The 19074-nt window shown below is 43.0% G+C and carries 16 protein-coding genes and 1 other RNA gene; 5 read left to right on the top strand and 12 right to left on the bottom strand.

The window, feature by feature from the left end:
- Positions 1-30: 30 nt before the first annotated feature.
- Positions 31-2034 carry a DNA polymerase III subunit gamma/tau gene (dnaX, locus tag DKT75_RS18995; protein WP_109825770.1) on the bottom strand — a complete coding sequence of 668 codons (2004 nt, stop codon included), beginning with the start codon at positions 2032-2034 and terminating at the stop codon, positions 31-33.
- A gap of 47 nt (positions 2035-2081) precedes the next feature.
- An RNA gene (gene ffs, locus DKT75_RS18990) (signal recognition particle sRNA small type) lies at positions 2082-2178 on the bottom strand.
- 68 nt (positions 2179-2246) lie between these two features.
- Here ffs and DKT75_RS18985 point away from each other — a divergent pair.
- From DKT75_RS18985 to DKT75_RS18970, 4 genes are all read left to right on the top strand, one after another.
- Positions 2247-3059 (top strand): DUF4184 family protein, encoded by an 813-nt coding sequence (locus DKT75_RS18985; protein WP_158278921.1) that lies wholly within the window; start codon positions 2247-2249, stop codon positions 3057-3059.
- 35 nt (positions 3060-3094) lie between these two features.
- Positions 3095-3469, top strand: coding sequence for an HIT family protein (locus DKT75_RS18980; protein ID WP_109825768.1), 375 nt, complete (start codon positions 3095-3097; stop codon positions 3467-3469).
- A gap of 121 nt (positions 3470-3590) precedes the next feature.
- Positions 3591-4961 carry an MATE family efflux transporter gene (locus DKT75_RS18975; RefSeq protein ID WP_109825766.1) on the top strand — a complete coding sequence of 457 codons (1371 nt, stop codon included), beginning with the start codon at positions 3591-3593 and terminating at the stop codon, positions 4959-4961.
- 12 nt (positions 4962-4973) lie between these two features.
- Positions 4974-5690 (top strand): rhomboid family intramembrane serine protease, encoded by a 717-nt coding sequence (locus DKT75_RS18970; RefSeq protein ID WP_109825764.1) that lies wholly within the window; start codon positions 4974-4976, stop codon positions 5688-5690.
- Here the strand turns inward: DKT75_RS18970 and DKT75_RS18965 are convergent, their stop codons facing one another.
- From DKT75_RS18965 to folD, 6 genes are all read right to left on the bottom strand, one after another.
- Positions 5691-6416, bottom strand: coding sequence for a glutathione S-transferase family protein (locus DKT75_RS18965; RefSeq protein WP_109825762.1), 726 nt, complete (start codon positions 6414-6416; stop codon positions 5691-5693).
- 67 nt (positions 6417-6483) lie between these two features.
- Entirely contained in the window at positions 6484-8346 is a 1863-nt protein-coding gene (locus DKT75_RS18960) for a hypothetical protein (RefSeq protein WP_109825760.1), read from the bottom strand.
- A gap of 125 nt (positions 8347-8471) precedes the next feature.
- Positions 8472-9278, bottom strand: coding sequence for a TatD family hydrolase (locus DKT75_RS18955; RefSeq protein WP_109825758.1), 807 nt, complete (start codon positions 9276-9278; stop codon positions 8472-8474).
- A gap of 12 nt (positions 9279-9290) precedes the next feature.
- The gene (locus DKT75_RS18950; RefSeq protein WP_109825756.1) at positions 9291-10415 is read right to left on the bottom strand and encodes a mechanosensitive ion channel family protein; all 1125 of its coding nucleotides are present in this window, start codon (positions 10413-10415) and stop codon (positions 9291-9293) included.
- A gap of 63 nt (positions 10416-10478) precedes the next feature.
- Positions 10479-11795 carry a hypothetical protein gene (locus DKT75_RS18945; protein WP_109825754.1) on the bottom strand — a complete coding sequence of 439 codons (1317 nt, stop codon included), beginning with the start codon at positions 11793-11795 and terminating at the stop codon, positions 10479-10481.
- A 64-nt stretch (positions 11796-11859) separates the two neighbouring features.
- A complete protein-coding gene (folD, locus tag DKT75_RS18940; RefSeq protein ID WP_109825752.1) occupies positions 11860-12732 on the bottom strand; it encodes a bifunctional methylenetetrahydrofolate dehydrogenase/methenyltetrahydrofolate cyclohydrolase FolD in 873 nt (290 codons plus the stop codon).
- A 159-nt stretch (positions 12733-12891) separates the two neighbouring features.
- On the opposite strand from folD, the gene DKT75_RS18935 reads away from it, so the two are divergent.
- Entirely contained in the window at positions 12892-14352 is a 1461-nt protein-coding gene (locus tag DKT75_RS18935) for a cobyric acid synthase (RefSeq protein ID WP_211665497.1), read from the top strand.
- Between the two features lie 13 nt (positions 14353-14365).
- Here the strand turns inward: DKT75_RS18935 and DKT75_RS18930 are convergent, their stop codons facing one another.
- From DKT75_RS18930 to DKT75_RS18915, 4 genes are all read right to left on the bottom strand, one after another.
- Complete coding sequence (locus DKT75_RS18930) at positions 14366-15607, bottom strand: RDD family protein (protein WP_109825750.1); 1242 nt, start codon at positions 15605-15607, stop codon at positions 14366-14368.
- Positions 15607-17307, bottom strand: coding sequence for an Hsp70 family protein (locus DKT75_RS18925; RefSeq protein ID WP_109825748.1), 1701 nt, complete (start codon positions 17305-17307; stop codon positions 15607-15609). Before DKT75_RS18925 ends, DKT75_RS18930 begins: the two co-directional genes overlap by 1 nt.
- A 116-nt stretch (positions 17308-17423) precedes the next feature.
- Positions 17424-18566 (bottom strand): methyltransferase, encoded by a 1143-nt coding sequence (locus DKT75_RS18920; RefSeq protein ID WP_211665496.1) that lies wholly within the window; start codon positions 18564-18566, stop codon positions 17424-17426.
- 87 nt (positions 18567-18653) lie between these two features.
- Entirely contained in the window at positions 18654-19073 is a 420-nt protein-coding gene (locus DKT75_RS18915; RefSeq protein WP_109825746.1) for a hypothetical protein, read from the bottom strand.
- Position 19074: the final 1 nt, after the last annotated feature.

Here is a 19074-nt window from a genome sequence, read left to right as displayed (position 1 = left end):
ACATCTCTCCTAAATTCAAATTTGTAATGATTAGTCGCTCTTCGGTTTTACCGAGCCCGGTACAACCTTTGCGTCAAACTCTTTGGCTAGCTTTAATACAAAGCTATCTTCGTTAATATGTCGTTCAACGGCCTTCTGTCGTTCAACAATATAACGATCATTATATTGGGCCGGTGTTTCAGTATTCAACTCTCTTACTGCAACAACTAAGGTTCTTTTAGTCCCAAAGTGAGCGTTTAGTGCTGCTTCAATTTCATCTGTGACGCCGCTACTCATCAACATTTCACTAGCGCTTTCTAAATGAATCTCAATACGGTCTTCAGTTTGTTCCGCTAATACGCAATTTTGCGCAAGGGCTGCAGCACGGCCTGTTAATGGTAATGCCTTAACAATACCATACCACTCATCAGCAGAATGAGCAGACATTTCCTTAATGTCTACAGCCTTGCTTTCTAAATTCACTTCAGGTGCTAGCTCTACAGCTTGTTTTATAGGTTGCGTGTTATCAACTGGAGTTATTGGCTCTGCACTTTTTGCAATCACCTGCTCAACGGGATCAGTTGCTTTAGCAGTAGGCTCTTTTATTGTTTCATTAGTCGCTGGTGCGTCACCCCATGGTGGAGGCGTCGGTGACTGTGGTGATACTGGCGGCTGTTGTACTTCAGATGTGCTTATTGTGCTGTCAGCAGAGTGTGTATCAGGTGCTTTAGATACAGGCTCTGAATTAACCATTTGATCATATTCATCCCACTCAGAACCGCCGCTACTTTCCTGAACAGTTTGTGTCGGCACAACTTTAGGTTCAGGTGGTGGAGTCTGTACTGGTGTTGGTGTTGGTGCTGGTGCTGGTGCTGGTGCTGGCAATAATGTCTCGGCTGAGACTTTACTACCTAACGTTTTTTTTTTGATTTCGTCGCTTTTTGTAGCATCTGTAATTGTTTGAGAAGCAACAGGCGCAACATTCGTTGGTCTAAATGCCAGCATGCGCAATAACAACATTTCAAACCCACTACGTGGATCCAGTGCTAGTGATAAGTCACGTCGACCCGTTATCGCTATTTGATAATAAAGCTGTACGTCTTCTTTACTAAGTTGTTGAGCTAACTCACGAAGGTTATCGTTGTCTTCATCGGCACCATCTACTACTTGTAGAACAGCCATCTGGTGAAGCATTGAAATCATCGCATCAGTGGCGGCTGCAAAGTCAGGAGTAACTCCTGCCATATCTTCAACTTTATTGATGATGCCTGCACCATCGCCTGAAGCAACCATCTTAATCATTTCGATTAACGGGTCATGAGCAATACTGCCCAGCATTTCTTGGACATCAGCGAACTCGACATTACCGTTACCAAACGCTATCGCTTGGTCCATTAAACTCAACGCGTCACGCATGCTGCCGTCGGCTGCACGTGCTAATAAACGAAGTGCAGGATCGTCTGCTTTAATGCTTTCTTCAGTAACAAGGTGTTGCAAGTGGTTAGCGATCATATCCATCGTCATACGCTTCAAATTAAATTGAAGGCAGCGAGATAAAATCGTAACGGGCAATTTTTGTGGGTCTGTCGTCGCAAATAGGAATTTTACGTGCTCAGGTGGTTCTTCCAACGTCTTAAGCAAGGCGTTAAAGCTATGGCCTGATAGCATATGGACTTCATCTATCAGGTAAACTTTGAAGCGACCATGCGTCGGTGCATATTGAACATTGTCCAATAATTCTCGAGTGTCTTCGACTTTAGTACGAGATGCAGCATCGACCTCGATTAGGTCAACAAAACGGCCTGATGCGATTTCTTTACATGCGCCGCACTCACCACAAGGTTCTGAAGTGATGCCAGTTTCGCAGTTAAGACATTTTGCAAGAATTCGGGCAATTGTTGTTTTACCAACACCACGAGTGCCGGTGAAAAGATAAGCATGGTGAAGGCGGTCGTTATCGAGCGCATTAATCAGTCCACGTAAAACGTGCTGCTGACCAACCATTTCTTTAAAATTTTGAGGTCGCCATTTTCGAGCGAGAACCTGATAACTCATTAGACAAAGTACAGATGGCTTAAAAAGAGCGCAATTAGGGTGGCAATCCACATCAGCCGATTCTCAGCGCACAAATCCACTACTACAGTTGCTACCTTCCGGTCCTGGCTGGGTTCGTAGTTTATCGTCGCGAGGAGACCAATGCAGATCACCATATTGCAGAGCGAAGGATTATGCGCGAAAATGTCCTCACTAACAAGAAGAATTATACTATGCCTTTTACTTTATCTCATCCAGTTGTCTCAATCCCGCTCCGCCGCTACTTGGGCAACTTCGGAATTCTTTCTGCACTGTTTATTGGTGCTATGTGTCCCGACTTTGTTTACATGCTACCACCGGAATTTGTCTACTATTATCGGCTGGAAAGCCATAGCCTCATGGGGCTATTTACCGTCTGTCTGCCATTGGGTGTCGGATTTTTCTACTTATATCATTTATTAATGGCACCTGTTGTCACCTCGATTTTTCCAAAGCCGTTAAAGCATCGCTTACCTCAACACCTACTATTAGGCCGGTGCCCGCCTAGTAATAACGCCCATGCAGTCATCGTATCGATACTGATCGGAGCTGCTACACATATTATTTGGGATGCGTTTACTCATGAAAATGCATTAACGGATTCCCTGACGTGGTTTAGCACGCCCTTATTGAAGCTCGATGGATATCAAATCATGCCGTTTAGAGTGTTTCAGCATGTAAGCACTGTTGGTGGGTTAGTATTATTAGGGTGGTGGATTTATCGTTGGTATAAAATGACGACACCCATGCAGCAACTAGCTTGGCAGCCTAGCTTAATAACACAGCGCTGTGCCCTGCTTCTTATTCTGTTAATTCCAGGGTTAGCAGGGCTATTTTATACTTATATTAATATGCCAAGTAGTAACGTTTTGTGGGGTTTACATAGCTTACAGCACGGTATTAAGTTTGGTATTGTCGGTGGTGGTGCTGTGTTTATTATCACCAGTGCAATTGTCGGGGTCTTTTATCAGTGGCTTTTATACCGCGAAAATAAGTTCGCTAGCTAATAACGCCCCATTAATAACGAAATTAAGAGAGTTTTATGAGTCAGTTTTACGCTAATGAGCATATCTATATTAAGATTCATGACAGTGAGATCCCTTGGGTAAAAGTTTACTCTCAAGCAAGTCTGAAAGAATTTTCTGAGTGTGATTCAACAACCAAACAGCAAATTTGGCAATTGCTGGATATCATCGAAGTAGAAATGTTGGCTTATTTCAACCCAGAGAAAATAAACATAGCCTCATTTGGTAATTACAAGCCTCAAGTTCACTGGCACATCATGGCTCGCTTTAAAGAAGATAGTTATTACCCAGAACCAATGTGGGGTGAAAAGCAGCGTGAGAGCAACTTAACCCTGCTATCTATGGAAGGGTTTATTGTCCAGTTACTTAAGGTTATCGACAAAAAGCTGTAATGGACCTCTGTCTCTCCTAAAGCCTCTTTGCACTAGACCTAGTGCAAAGTATTGTTATCTTGCTTTATAGCGTTTAGTGATCATAATCACGAGGCTACCCTGCCCGCATTAAGGAATCGCCGTGAGCACTACCGCTTTTAACCGCACTGCTGAACTCATCCAAATAGCTAAAATAGCGCTTCCTATAATAGGTGCTCAGTTACTGCAAGTCAGCATGGGTGTGATCGATACTATTATGGCGGGCCGTATAGATGCTTTGTCCATTGCTTCCATTGCGTTGGGTTCGTCTATTTGGTTTTTTGTAATGTTGATCGGTTTTGGTATTTTACTGGCATTAACCCCTATTCTTTCTCAGCACATTGGTAGCCAAAATCAACGCTTAATGCGTGAAGAATTCCGCCAAGGACTTTGGCTTGCGCTTGCATTGGGTTTTATCACGATCTTGATGGTAGTCGGTGTCGGTAGTGCCCTGCCATATATGGGAATTAAGCCAGAGATCATCCCTCCTGCGCACGACTACTTATTATGGATAGCATGGAGTCTACCACTGACCATGCTGTACCTAGTACCGCGTTCGGTCAGTGAAGCAATGGCAAATACCATGCCATTGTTATGGATTCAGATCATTGCACTGCCGTTAAATATCATTGGTAACTACCTGTTTATGTATGGGAGTTATGGTTTCCCTGAAATGGGTGCTTCAGGTGCTGCGTTATCGACGGGGATCGCACAGGGTATTAGTTGCGTTGCTATCTTTATTTACACCTATCATGAACCCAAATATAAAGACTTTGATCTGTTCAAGCGTATGACACCACCTGACTGGTCACATATTTATCAAACTATTAAAGTGGGTTGGCCTATTGCGGTATCAATGGGCATGGAAGTGGGGTTATTTAGTGCTACGGCCTTAGTCATGGGGCGCTTTGGTGTGGATGCGACAGCCGCTCACCAGATCGCACTTAACTTAGCATCACTCACCTTTATGATTCCATTAGGTTGCGGGATGGCGCTGACAGTACGTATAGGTCAATCAGTTGGTGCGAAACAAGTATTAAACGCTAAGAAGCAAGGTCAGCTAGGTATACAGTTATGTACGGCTATCACTATGATATCGGCGATTTTCTTGTGGCAACTTGGAGAACAGCTCGCTGAGCTTTACACTGAAGACACTGCCGTTATTAAAATTGCTGCACAGCTATTGGCGTTAGCTGCTTTATTCCAGATAGTCGATGGTCTTCAGATTGGTGCTATGGGATCACTAAGAGGTTTCAAGGACACCAAAATACCGATGTTATTAGCGATATTTAGTTACTGGGTTGTCGGAATGGGTACAGCTGTGTGGTTAGGTATTTATCAAAATATGGGGCCGGCTGGCTTATGGTGGGGGCTTGTCATGGGTCTTGCTTGTGCCGCTGTTACACTAAATTATCGTTTCTACTTACTGACTCGCTCAGCTAAGAATGTAAGCAAAACACCTTCAATAACCTGATACTGACTTGCTATGTATAAGATAACACCTGCGGTACGCATTTTACTGATCATCAACGTTGCCCTGTTCCTTTTGGATAACGTACTGCTGTACGACTTAAACTCATTATTTGGGCTTTATTTGCCTGAAAATGAGAACTTTGCCGTCTGGCAGTACGTTACCAGTATGTTCATGCACGGTGGGGTCATGCATATTTTGTTTAATATGCTGGGTTTGTGGATGTTTGGAAGTGCCTTAGAGCGCATTTGGGGCAGTCAGAAATTTCTTATTCTGTATTTCGTCGCAGGTATTGGTGCGGGTGTAATTTCCAGTCTAGTAGATAGTTATGAATACACTGCGAGTGTTGCAGCGGTCAGTGCCGCAGGGATGACAAGTCTCGATATTAAAGATTTGCTAGAGACTCGGATGTATATGCCGACTAGTAATCTAACGGCCGAAATGGTCGGTGAGGTTTATCAAACTTATCATATGAAGACGGTAGGAGCATCAGGTGCTCTATATGGGGTAATCGTGGCATTTGCTATGCGCTACCCAAACATGAAAATGTTCTTGATGTTTGTGCCGTTTCCAATAGCAGCCAAGTATTTCGTTCCTGCCTTGCTGTGCCTTGATCTGTTTTCTGGTGTTACCGGTTATTCATTATTGGGTGGTGGCATAGCGCACTTCGCTCATTTGGGCGGTGCGCTTGTTGGTTTCTTACTAATGCTTTATTGGCGTCACATTAAGTAATTAACGGAAGTTGTCGTAAATGTGTTCAACCCAACCTAGGCGATCATGAAAACTAGTCATTTGTGAGGCTAGTGGTTCAGGCATTGAGTCTGGCCACTCGACCCCATAAGTACGATGCATAATCAGCGGTGATAATAATGAAGCAACTGATAGGTCAGCGCGGGTAAATGTATCACCCACCAAAAACTCACGATCACCTAACGTAGCATTTAAATTATCAAGTGCCGTTGAGACTTTATTCTCAGCTTCAATGGCTGACTGCGGGGTTATTTTAAACATGTCACGCATAGACTCAGCAATCTTAGGGAATGCTGGTTTTAGTGCCCAACGCCCATACCAAGGACCGTTTTTGGTAAACAATGGAATCATTATGCCAGGGTGGTCGAGCAGCGTGCTGTAGCACAGCAAGCGTACTGCTGGTCCAATTTCTCGGTCAGCAAATGACTCCCAAGCCGCAGCAAGTTCTTGCTCCTTAGGTTGCTCTGGAGTGAGAGAGCGGCGTGAAAAATTATTATCTAAGTACGTAATGATATCTGACGATTCTTGTATAAAAACACCATCATGTTCCAAAATCGGCAACGAGCTACGCTTGGCTATTTTCTTCGCTTTTTTTATGTGTGGACCGGGTAGTAAGTTTACTTTTCGGTACTGTAATTCTTTTATTTCAAGCGCCCAGCGAGCTTTTTCACAATAATGCGAGATGGGGAATTGGTGCAGCTTTAACATGAAATTGCTCCAGAAAACGGGGGTATAGTCTGTTTTTAACGCGCCGATATAAGTTATCTAAAACCTATTAACGGAAGCCTGTATTTAGATCAAACGTAATTGTTTTGATTGCCAGTTTGCCCGCTATAACATTGATTTGTTGGTTTGTCACAAACCCACCATGACGTACTCTCACGACAAAGTTTCTTGGATTCAAGTCAAAGTTAGCTGTTGAAGCATTGATTGCACGTTTAACCGGTGTGCCATTTCGGCGTAACACCATAATGTCAGCTTTTAAAGGAACGCCCTCTTTTGACACTACGTTTACTTGTAAGCCACCACGATTTGGTCTTGGTGCTTGTCGTAATGCTTGAGCCGGTGGTACAGCAGTAACAGGCGCTGTTACACGGTTCACTGGAGGTGCTACCGGTGCAGGCGGCATTACAGGTGCCACTAGTTCCATCTTAAACGTTTCACGACGCGTCTGATCTTTTCGTACATTTAATGTAATGATTTTGTTCTTATAGCCAGTCGCACGAACGGTGACTTTATACTGTGCTGTTGGTAATTTATAACCAATAGACTCAACGTAAGTCTTACTTGTGATCAACTTGCCCGCTGGCGTATGGATATAGAAGTTTGAACGAATAGGTTTGTTGGTTGACTCATCACGCGCAAATAACTCTAAACGTCCTGTCGCATCTGCTGACGGTGTTGGCGCTACAGGTGTCGGTGCGACCACTGCTGGAGCTGCTTTAGGTGCGGTAGCGACTGATGCTGTGCTAGTCGGTGCAGTAGTTGTTGAATTGCCTAGAGAAGGCATATTAAAGATTTCATGAATCCCGCGAGCGGCAACCACTTTAATCTGCTTAACCATACGCACAGTGCCCGAACGAGCGGTGATGCGGTAACTGCCTGCAGGTAAATTAAACTGATGTGTGTTTACATTTTTAATGTTTGCAACATTCTCACCATTTAATCGCTGAATGTAAAAACTCGCAGGCATTGGACGATTACCTACTTTAGTCAGTGCCGAAACACGTAAACCACCAATACCTTGATCAGCCGCTTCGCTCGCAGTTGTAGGTGTTGTGGTTTCCGTCGTTGATGCAGTTTGCTCAGTCTCTGCAGATGGTGCGGTTGCAGTAGAGTTTGCGGTTGTACTAGTTGCAGCAGGCGTTTCTGTAGCCGCTGTCGGTGTTTGAGTTGTTGTTGCGCTAGCGTTATTCGTCGCTTTTGCAGGTACTTTAGTGACCGTCGCTGATGTTTGAGATTTAACTACGGGAGCGGCTGGCTCATCAACAATGACTGCCGTGTTTGTATTTGCTGATACGTTAGGTCGTTCACTGACAATTGGAGCGACCGCAACAGCGTTGTCACCTGCAATAACGGGCGCATCGATTTCAAATGTCTCAGAGCCATTTTGGCCGTTCTTAACGCCTAGGTAGCGAACAATCTTATTCTTGCCTTGGTTAACTGTGATTTTGTAGCTGCCAACAGGAAAGCTCAATGTAGTTTGCTCAGTGCTTTTTACCTGAGCGATGGCCGCGCCGGCATCATTTTGAATGAGGAAGTCAGCCTTAAGTGGCTGCTTGTTGGTTGAGTTAATCGCGTTAAGCGTCAACGTACCAAATGCCAAAGTCGGTGTTGCGTCAGCAGCTTCACCCTCTGCTGTAGTAGCGGAGTCGTCTGCAGCACCTAATGGTTTGATTTTGATAGGTGAGCTACTTGTACCTTCAGATACATTGATTGAAGGTGGAATCACTTCAACGGTAGCCGTATCAGTCGTAGTGTCAGCAGTTGTATCGGGGATAATTGTTGGCTGTGGAACTGCAACAATTTCAGCGGAATCTTTCGTAAGAAGATTAACAACACCGAAGCCGGCAAAAAACAATATCGCTCCAACAACAACCCCAGTGATTAAATACTTTAAAACCCTTCCAATATTCATGCAGCGCCTCTATCAAGCTTATTAATTTTTTATGATGATTTGTTCAGTCAATAATACTAACAAGTGTCAGACTATTTCCCAATGCCTTATTTGTGGCTATTTTGTGCAGATTTCGCGTAAAAAGTTCAAGTATTAAAGAAAAGCCCCATACTATTTTTCCAAACTTGAGGTAATAACTCTTCAACGGGTACCTGCTTCACACTAGCTATATGCTCAGCAATAAATGGTAAGTACTTTGGCTCATTGACTGTGCCGCGATACGGTACTGGTGTTAAGTACGGTGCATCCGTTTCAAACAGAATCTTTTCAACGGGTGTAAGTTCGACTATTTCACGAACATTCTCAGCCGTTTTAAACGTGCTAATGCCGTTAAATCCTAAGTGAAACCCCTCGCCTAAGCAATACTCTGCAAGCGACTTGCCTGAGGTGAAGCTATGAATAACGCCTCGCTTTGGCATTTGACCAACAAAGTTTTGTAGAATTGCCTGTGTGTCTTCATCTGCTTCACGCGTGTGCACAACAATTGGCATTGCCAAATCAATGGCAATTTGTAACTGACTTTCAAATGCAGCACGTTGCTTCGCTCTATCACAGTGGTCGTAGAAATAATCTAAACCAATTTCGCCAATCGCTACGATACGCTCATTAGTCGCGTTTTCACGAATCTTAGCTTCTACATCATCGTTATACTCGTCAGCATCATGTGGATGAATACCCTGAGTCCCCCAAATCGTTTCATTGGCCTGAGTCATCGCTAAGACTTTATCTAAATTACCCGCTGAAACAGCAATGGTTATAATGCGCTCGATGTTAACGAGCTTTGCATCATTAACGACTTCATCCAGCGTACGGTCTTCAAGATAATCCAAGTGACAATGCGTTTCGATAATAGGATGCTCGAAAACTGGGATATCGCGTTTTTTCTTAGCCATGTAAATTACTTGTTATGGGTTCGGGTTCAGATTGTCTTCAATTTTGCTGTTAGAAGCAACGGTGCAGACCTCTGGAATTCGTTGATATAAATCAGGTGTTGATAAACTAATGCCTGATCGTATGGATTCTTTAAGGGCCAGTTCTTTAAATAACTGTCTTGTTTTAAGCATATAACGTACTTTTTTGGTGTAATAAAACACCGCCCACTCAACGGCGTAGTCGCCAGTATCTTGGACTCTGATTTCTAAGGCATGATCACCTTCAATTGCTATTTCACTGTCAGTCAGTGCAAGCTCATAGGTGCGTTCAAACAGCGCTTTAACCTCGGCGACATCCGCATCATAACCAATCTTAAACACCAACTTTTCACGGTAACCTCTCGCAGAAGAAAACTTAGAAAGGTTATGAATGGTCATGTCTCGTAACTTAGCGTTCTTAATCAGGATACGGTTGTTATGTACCAAATCAAGCAACTCGGTGTGGAATAGCTTTATTCTAAAAACTTGGCCAACGATTTTGCCATCATCAATCTCCACAATTTCACCACTGTTCAGTAAGTCACTGTTTAGAATAACTAAGCCGCTGATAATGTCAGGTGCCCATGCCCCTTGAGTCAGCGCTAACATAACGCCGATAAAGCCGATGACTCCACCTGCTTCTAGCAAACTATCTAAACCCAGTAACTGCACAATACTAATGATCGAAAATATCACCACTAGTACCGTCACAAGTACGCTCAATAAACGGCTATTGTAACTATCAGTAATGATTTTTTGTCCTGACACTTCAGTGTTTTGTCCGTACTGGCGTCGGATTAAAAAGTGTAGGATTTGTACCGTCCAGAACGCACAAAAAATGATAATGATAATGCCTAGCAATTTTGTGGCAACACTGTCGTGACTAGCATCTGAGAATATTAGGCGATTAAGTACTATTGCCGCAATCGTCAGAAAAGCGATGTCTCTAAATGTTTGTAGCTTATTAGAATACTGATTGCTATCGACGGGCAATCGGAAGATATGTTTGAAAATGAGTCGAGCAGTAGTAATCAATAAGATACAACTGGCTAATAAAATGTATTCTAAGGTAGATAAGTGACTCAACTGCTGCCAACTGTTTTGTAAAAATTCTGACATGATTATTATTTTTTAAGTGAGTAGCTTGAAGATACGTGAAGAAAAAACCGCATGCAAGTGATGCTACTCAATAGTCTTTATCGAATTATCATCGCCTGTAACCACCCCATTCCCAGATTCATTACTAGGCTTAACGCTAGTGCCTACTACAATACTATTAGTGGTTCTATATTGAATGAGCGCATTACTGGTATCTTTATCAACTGGCTCGAGAGTATTAAAAAAGTTATCTTTAACGGTTACAAATCTAACATAACCGTGACCCTCATTTGCATCTTCAGTATTGTTTGGGTTGCAGTCAATATTCTTGTCTTCAAGGTAGCCAGTCTCAGCGTAACCACCTAAAAGCAAGTCGCCATAATAGCTTCTTGATGCGGTATTTCCAGTCAATGTAATGTGACTCGATGTAAGGCAATTTTCAGAGCCGACATCATAAGCCCAAGGTGCGTTTACAACGGTGTTATCTTTAATTTGAATATGGTGTCCACCGTCCACGTATATCGCTCCAGCCCAAGTGTAATCATTGCCATAGGCGGGATTATCTTTGGTACTCATATTGGTCACAGAGTTACCTTCGATAAAGCCATTTCGAGCGGCATCAAATTTACCGGGTAGTTGACGACCATGCTCGTCAGTGGCGAGTTTCGTTGAAACACCTTCACCACCAATTGCATCTATCGCGATATTATTAACATCGTAAATTTTGTTGTTGGTGATTTCCCAGCCACTGACATTACCATTCACCACTAGGCTTTCACTGGAACCCGTTCTCATGGTGTGAATGGTGTTGTTATCAATCACTACGTTTGTAATAGCCTCTTGTTCTGTAATGCCCGTACCAAAAACTGCAATACCATGAGCATTTTCATCACTATTAAACTCAAAAATCATATTGCTTTTGATGAGAATATTATTGATTTTTTTGCCTTCAACAACGATAGCGAATAATTCGTCTTCACCGACATGACGCCCTTTAAGCGTTAGGCTTTCAATGACTACATTTTGAGTATTTTCACCTATATAGATAAACGTACCATTTTTACTGGGTATGAGAGGTGTTGTTCTATTTGAGCCGATAATCTTGGTATTAGAGCGAAAAATGTCAACAGCAGCGCCCGTTGTTGAATCACTGACTGTAACCACACAATATTTATTACCCCCCGCAACTTCATCACAAGCATCGATAGCTTCACTCAGAGAGCCGTCCGCGGTTACAACTTTTGCATCGCTAAAATTATCGATCCAGTTCAATGAAGGACGATAACGCTGATCGACTGAGTCACTTCCCCAACCCTCTTGGTTGATATCTGTGTTTGCAACGCCGCAGGCAGATAACGTTAAGAGTATCGGTAGCGCGAAAAGCTTGTGATCAATAATCATTTTAAATAACCAATAAAAAAGCGGACTAAAAAGCCCGCTCTTTAAAATACACAACAAACAATAGTTACGCTATGCCAGATAATTTCTTAGCCGCTGCAACCGTGTTATACATCAAGCAAGCAATGGTCATTGGACCTACACCGCCTGGAACAGGAGTGATTGCACCTGCCACATCTTTTGCCGCATCGAAGTCAACATCACCAACCAATCTGTTCTTACCTGTTTCAGGATCTTGAATGCGGTTGATACCAACGTCAATAACTGTAGCGCCTTCTTTAATCCAGTCAGCTTTAACAAAATGAGGAATACCCACTGCCGCTACCAAAATATCTGCACCGCGACAAACTGCCGGTAAGTCTTTGGTACGTGAATGAGCTACTGTTACTGTGCAGCTTTTCTGTAGCAATAAGGTAGCCATTGGCTTACCAACGATATTAGAACGCCCAACGACAACAGCATTTAGGCCGCTTAAATCACCTAGCTCATCTTCTAATAGCATCATCGAACCAAGCGGTGTACATGGCACCATATTATTCTGGCCAACAGCCATTGCGCCAACGTTACTGATATGAAAACCATCGACGTCTTTATCAGGGCTGATTGCATTGATCACCGCTTCTGAATTGATCTGCTTAGGTACAGGCAGTTGTACTAAAATGCCATGTACTGCTGGGTCATTATTTAAGCTATCAATTAGAGAAAGTAATTCCTCTTCGGAGGTAGTTACATCCAAATGATGAGAGCGAGAGTCAATCCCTAATTGCTCGCAACGTTTTACTTTTGCGCCAACATACGTTGCACTAGCAGGGTCTTCACCAACGAGAACCACGGCAATACAAGGTGTAAGCTGCTTTTCGCTTTTCAGTGATGCAACCTCTTCAGCTAAGGTTTCACATAGGCGGTTAGCAAATGCTTTGCCATCGATTAATTTACCCATTAATTAGCTCCAATTCATACATGTTTTAAATAGATGCCAATAGTGTTCATGTGACTATTTAGAGTCAATATATTTCCTCACTTTTTAGATAATTGTCACAGAAGCGACACGTTCGCGTTATGATTCGTCACGCATTTTCACTCACGACTATAAAACACTATGCCTAACTCAAAAAAACTCTCCCCACTGATGATACAAGGCTGTACCTCTGATGCAGGTAAATCTTATATTGCCGCTGGCTTCTGTCGACTCTATGCTAATCGCGGAATCAAGGTGGCTCCTTTTAAAGCGCAAAACATGAGTAATAATGCAGGTGTCACCATCGATGGCGGAGAGATCGGTCGCGCACAGTTACTACAAGCACAGGCGGCACGTGTTACTCCAACCGTCTTGATGAATCCTGTCCTACTAAAACCAGAAGCAGACTCAATGTCGCAAGTTATTCTGCTAGGTAAAGCCCAGCCTCATTTGAAAAAAATCCCGTGGCAAAAACGCAAAGAACACTTGTGGGAAACGGTTAAAAGTAGCATTCACACCATGAAGAATGACTATGATCTTGTCATAATCGAAGGTGCAGGCAGTCCTGCTGAAATAAACCTACGCTCAGGTGACATCGTTAATATGAGTGTGGCTATTGAGGCTGATGCACAAGTCCTTATTGCTTCTGACATTGATCGTGGTGGTGCATTCGCGCATCTGCTAGGTACATGGCACTGCCTTGCGGCTAATGAGCAGCAACGTGTTGCAGGTTTTTTACTGAATAAATTTAGAGGCGACTCGACGTTATTAGGTAACGCGATGGATTGGTTGGAAGAAAAAACTAATATCCCAACCGTTGGCATTATTCCCATGTTGAATCTACCCTTGCCCACTGAAGATGCTTACTCTCACAACACACACGTTGAGCATTCTGAGAAGCCTGAAGTGGCCATCATACGAACGCCTTATATGTCGAATTTTGACGAGTTTGATGCGTTGGTTAATGACTCAAGTATTCAGCTAAACTTTGTCGATAAAGTCAGTGATTTAAACAATGTTGCTGCGGTTATCTTGCCTGGTTCTAAGCATGTGAGTCATGACCTAGACTTTCTTAAGAAAAATGGTTTTGCAGCAAAACTTCATGAGTTAGCCAATCAAGGTGTTCAGATATTAGGAGTTTGCGGTGGTATGCAAATGCTGGGTAAAACACTCCAAGACCCGCACAACTTAGAAGGCGGTTTTACTAGTCAGGGCCTCAATCTACTCAGCATCGATACCACTCTAGAATCTGAAAAAATCACACAGCAAACACAAGCGAAACTGGTTGATGGCGGTGCGCAGGTGCTGGGTTATGAGATTCATCACGGTAAAACAGTTGCAGACATTAACGCTAAACCTTATTTGCTAAACCAACAGCAGAAAGTCATTGGCTATATTCAGGGCAATATTGCGGGCATGTACGCTCATGGTTTGTTTGATAATGCAGTCTACCGTCAGGTTTTCTTACAGAAAATTGGCATTCAAAGTGAGTCAGGTGAATGGGCTGAGCAAGTCGATGCAGCGCTAGATACACTCGCGCTACACCTTGAAACTCATTGTGATATGGATGCCATTGATCGTGCCATTGGCCTAATTGATTAGGCCAGAATATTGCTTAATCTTTTCTAGCATTTAATACAATGTAAGAACGACTGAGTCTGTCTTGAAGTAACTCGTTTTTCCACCACGATAGAATGAGATTGATCCAAAGCACAAATTTAAACAGTGAGCAGCAAATTATGGTTGTAAAGCTTCTGCCCAATGCATGAAAGAAGCCTAAGCGCTTACCTTTCATGTCAATCACTTGCAGGTTCATTATCCGTTTGCCTATCGTCGCTTGGTGGTGAGAACATTCTTGAATCGGTGTCAGCACTAGTTGGTAAATAAAGCCCCACCCTATTAGCCATAGAACACCATCTTCTGTCGAAGTAAGGTTATTACCGATTGTAAAAAGTAAAAAGCCAATGACTGCAAAAATGGCGACATCAATAGCAAATGCAGCAATACGACGGTAGTAATGCACTTCGCGGCTGATATAGGATCCCGGTACCACTTTTTCGGTTTCTTCAAGGTAGGGAAAAACGGCTTCGTGTAACGAAGCAGAGTAACGGTATTCGTATTCTTGCCAGTGTTTATCCCACTTAAATAGATTGTTTAAATGGTTTATAACCGGACGTTTAATGTAGAGGCTTTTCTTCTTAAGTGACTCTTCATTAAGCTCAGAAACGACTTCAAATAGACTGTCCGCAACATTTTTGCGGAATTCTAAATCCTGCATCGCTGGCATTTCTTCTAAAAATGACCAGTTCGCCACTACATTACAGGCTTTGTGATCTGCAACTAAGGTATTCACTTGTTCACGGAATGACTCCCAGCTTTCTGCAAGTGCGTCCTCTTGCTCTCGAATATCATCAAGAAGCTGTAAGTCTTCTTTACTCAATTGTTGAACGGGTTCTTCTATCAAATCCACACTGGGTAGCGTTGACTCAATTGTTTCTGTGACTGAGTCATTATCCATACTTTCCGAATAAGTAACTGTTACCTCTAAGGGTTTAACATCTTCAGAAAAGACGTAGTCAGCACTAGGTGATGCAAGTGTCACATCATTTGGAGACTCACTATTATCTACCGAAAGTACAGCAGGTTCAGAGGCGCTTTTAGTTGAGTCCCACTCTGACTCATCCTCTTCGTAATAATAGTCTTCCCAGCTTTGCGCTTCTTTATAAGCAGAGTGCAGTCTTTGAAAACCTTCAGGGTCTTCATCAGGACGCGTCTTTTTAAGCAGCTTTGCATACGCAATTTTAATTGTCTTTTTATCAGACCTAGGCTCAATACCTAATACTTCCCAGCAATCCATCAGAATAACCGATCCTGTTCAAAACGCTCTAAAAAGTCAGAGAATTCGACCTGACCTTCTTGAATCTCACGTTTATCCTGTTTTTCAAGTAACTCTTCAAACCAACGTAAACTGTTTTGAATGGTCACTCGGTCATCAGCAAGTCGGCTTTCAAAGAGTCGCTCAGCACGGGCAATTAGCAACTGATTAGTTTCTTCTTCACGTGGGTGAAATTTCAACTTAGACAATTTTTTGCGGGATGCTTCAAGCTCCGCTTCCGATAGTTCACCGGGCGCATTTTGAATCATCTTATTATAGGTTTCGCCGGTACTAATCACTTTGATGTCGACTTCGAGTAAGCCGTTCATGTCATAACTAAAACGTACCTCTGCACCCTCTTCGCCTTTTTTGTTTTTAGGGATTTTAACGGTTATCTCACCGAGTGGGATGTTGTTTTTTACGAGGCGGCTTTCACCTTGGTAAATATTGAACTGTAATGCTTTCTGATTATTTGCGACAGTGTAATAACTCGACACACGACTTGCTGGAATCACGGTATTGCGCTCAAGTATCGGGCTAAACAAGTCACCTTGAACACCGCTCACATCCGCTTCGTTATGAGTACCTGTGCCTAAGGTATAAGGACACACGTCCGTCAAAACCACATCATCTAACGCTTTATCTTTTGCTTTTAAACCACCTTGAATAGCGGCGCCCATTGCAACCACTAAGTCAGGGTCAAGATTCGCCATTGGCAAACGTCTAAACATCTTAGCGACCGCAGAACGCAAACTTTGCATACGGGTTGCGCCTCCGACTAAGATCACTTCATCCAAATCAGAAGCGCGTAAGTTGGCATCACGCAGTGTAGTTTCAACTGGCACTTGAATACGTTGTAATAAGCTCTCTGTCGCTTTTACAAACTCATCTCGAGTCACGGTTATTGATTCTGTTTGTGACGCTAAAATAGGTTCGATATTTACTGTGTCAGCAACATTGAATTCGCGCTTTGCTAATTCCATCTGCATTTGGATTTTTTGTAATTCTTGACGACTTAATTTTTCACGCTTTAACGATGCTTTTTGCAAATAAAGATCAACAAGCAGATCAAGAAAGTCCTCGCCACCTAAAAAGTTATCACCCGATGAGGCGTGAACTTCTAATACACCAGAGAAATACTCCATGATAGAGACGTCAAACGTTCCACCACCAAGATCAAGAACCATAAATTGTGAGTGTTCAGGCTTATCGTGTAGGCCATAAGCTATAGCCGCTGCGGTAGGTTCGTTAACCAAACGCTCGACGCTTAGACCTGCCATTTCACCGGCCTGTTTAGTCGCTTTACGCTGCGTGTCATTAAAGTAGGCGGGAACACTAATAACGGCCTGCGTTACAGTCTCACCTAAGTGCTTTTCTGCGTCTTCTTTAAGACGAGATAATACAAAACTAGATAGCTCTACGGCAGTGTATTCACGTTTGCCAAGCTTGATTTGCTTGCGTGAGCCCATATAGCGCTTAAATACTTGAGCAGTATCATTAGGGTGGGTAACAGAGCGTTCACGGGCAACTTTGCCGACATGTACCCGTTCATCACTATCAATATAAATAGCGGAGGGTGTCAAAAAGTCGCCTAAAGAGTTAGGGATTAGCTCAACTTTGTCGTCACGCCACACGCCACACGCGCTATTGGTCGTACCAAGATCGATACCTAATATTGTCATTTATTTGTTCACTTAATACTGAAAGTCAATAATAGCTCAAGTATAGCAAACTAGAAAAAACTTGCTGTTTTTTCGGATAAACAAAATATATTAAGTATCGATTTATTGGCTGATAATTAGCGCTTAATTACTTTCATGACAGCGAATCGCTTATCGCTATCAACCGTTCTGCAATTTCCGAACATTTGAGTCAGTTTAGCTTGGTAAGCGAGATGTACATTCGCTACTACCCAAAGTGAACCACCTTGAGCTAAGCAACGCTTGCTCTCAAGAAACATATCCATCGCGATTTGCTCGCCCACGACATGTTGCTGGTGAAACGGAGGGTTACATAAAATCAAGTCAACAGACTGAGACTCTATGCCTCTTAAGCCATCTGTTGCTAAAAAGCTTGCCGCTGCTTCGATATCAGGAAACGTTGCTTCGTAGTTCTCTTTAGAAGACGCAACCGCCATGTATGACTCATCAAGAAAGCTGATTTGCGCATCTGGACTCATTTGCTGATATTTAATACCTAGCACACCATTACCAGAGGCAAGGTCGATCACATGCTTTGCGTTCTTTGGCATCTCAGTGTATTGCGTTAAAAAGAAACGCGCACCTAAATCCAAGTGCTCACGAGAGAATAAATTAGCGTGGTTACTCAGCGGTACACCAACATCAGGCTCAATGTAAGTCGTTGGGTAAGGACTTACCTGCTCTGCTAGGCTTTCATCAACTTCAGCAAAAAGTAAGCGCGCTTTTTTCTTAGCTAATGAAGTCGTCACCGGCCCCATAATGCGTTCGAAACACTGGAACGCCGACTTTTGTAAATGCTTAACCATGCCAGCCGCAATAATAACGGTGTCTTTCGTGACATGAGGCTTTAAACGAATCAGCTGCTCTTCCAAGAATGACGTCGTTTTAGGGATTTTAATGATCACTACGTCATAATGACCTTCTAGGTCTTGTAGTGACTCAATGGTGTTGAGGTCCGTACTGAATTCATTTGCCTTCAGGTTTTCTTTAGCTGCCATGTGGGCAATGCTAGAGTCTGACCAGTTATCTGGCGCAAAAGAATGCAGTGCACAAGAAAGTGCTCCGAAGCTATCGTTTACTATTAAAGTACGTTTAGATGTATCTGGAGTCAGAACGGCTTGTTCGTGTAGATGATTTAAGATGTACTCATCTGCAGCATCCCAAGCACGTAATAACTCCATTTTACGTTGTGGCCAACGCGCTAATTGAATCTCACCAAACGGTGATAGAAAGGTTTCCACTAATCTTGAAGCTCCAGAATGTCTTAAAATACAGTGAACACTTTGTATTATTTAACAAAGTGTTCACGCTGGAGTTATTTTAACATATTAAATGGTACTACTCGCTTGAATATAAGCAGTACAACCGCTTCCAGTTGGGATTTTTTGGTGGTAGCGAGCGCGAAGTGTTACTTTTTTATTCGGTAATAAGCGGGACAGCTTACAACTCACTACATTGTTATCACCAATAGACTTGGCTTTACCGCAATTTGCAGAGGTTTTACTCGGCGAAATGACACGAGCATCGAGTAACCGAGCGTTCTTTGGTAAAAGAATCAGGGCGGTTGTCGTACTTGAGTGTCGCGAATACTTACTGTCAACAGTGACTGAGCAAAAGCGTGTGCCTTGGTTTCTCAAATTTCGGCCTGCGGCGACGTCCATTGTTGATGCCAGCACTGGTAATGATTGTGCATAAACCGAACTCACCAACATAGACGTCGTGAGTATTATCATAGTACAAATTTTCATG

Origin of the sequence: Leucothrix arctica (genome assembly GCF_003172895.1) — a bacterium.
Lineage (GTDB): Bacteria > Pseudomonadota > Gammaproteobacteria > Thiotrichales > Thiotrichaceae > Leucothrix > Leucothrix arctica.
Note: the sequence above shows the minus strand (reverse complement) of the source record. Positions and strands in the feature narration are given on the sequence as shown.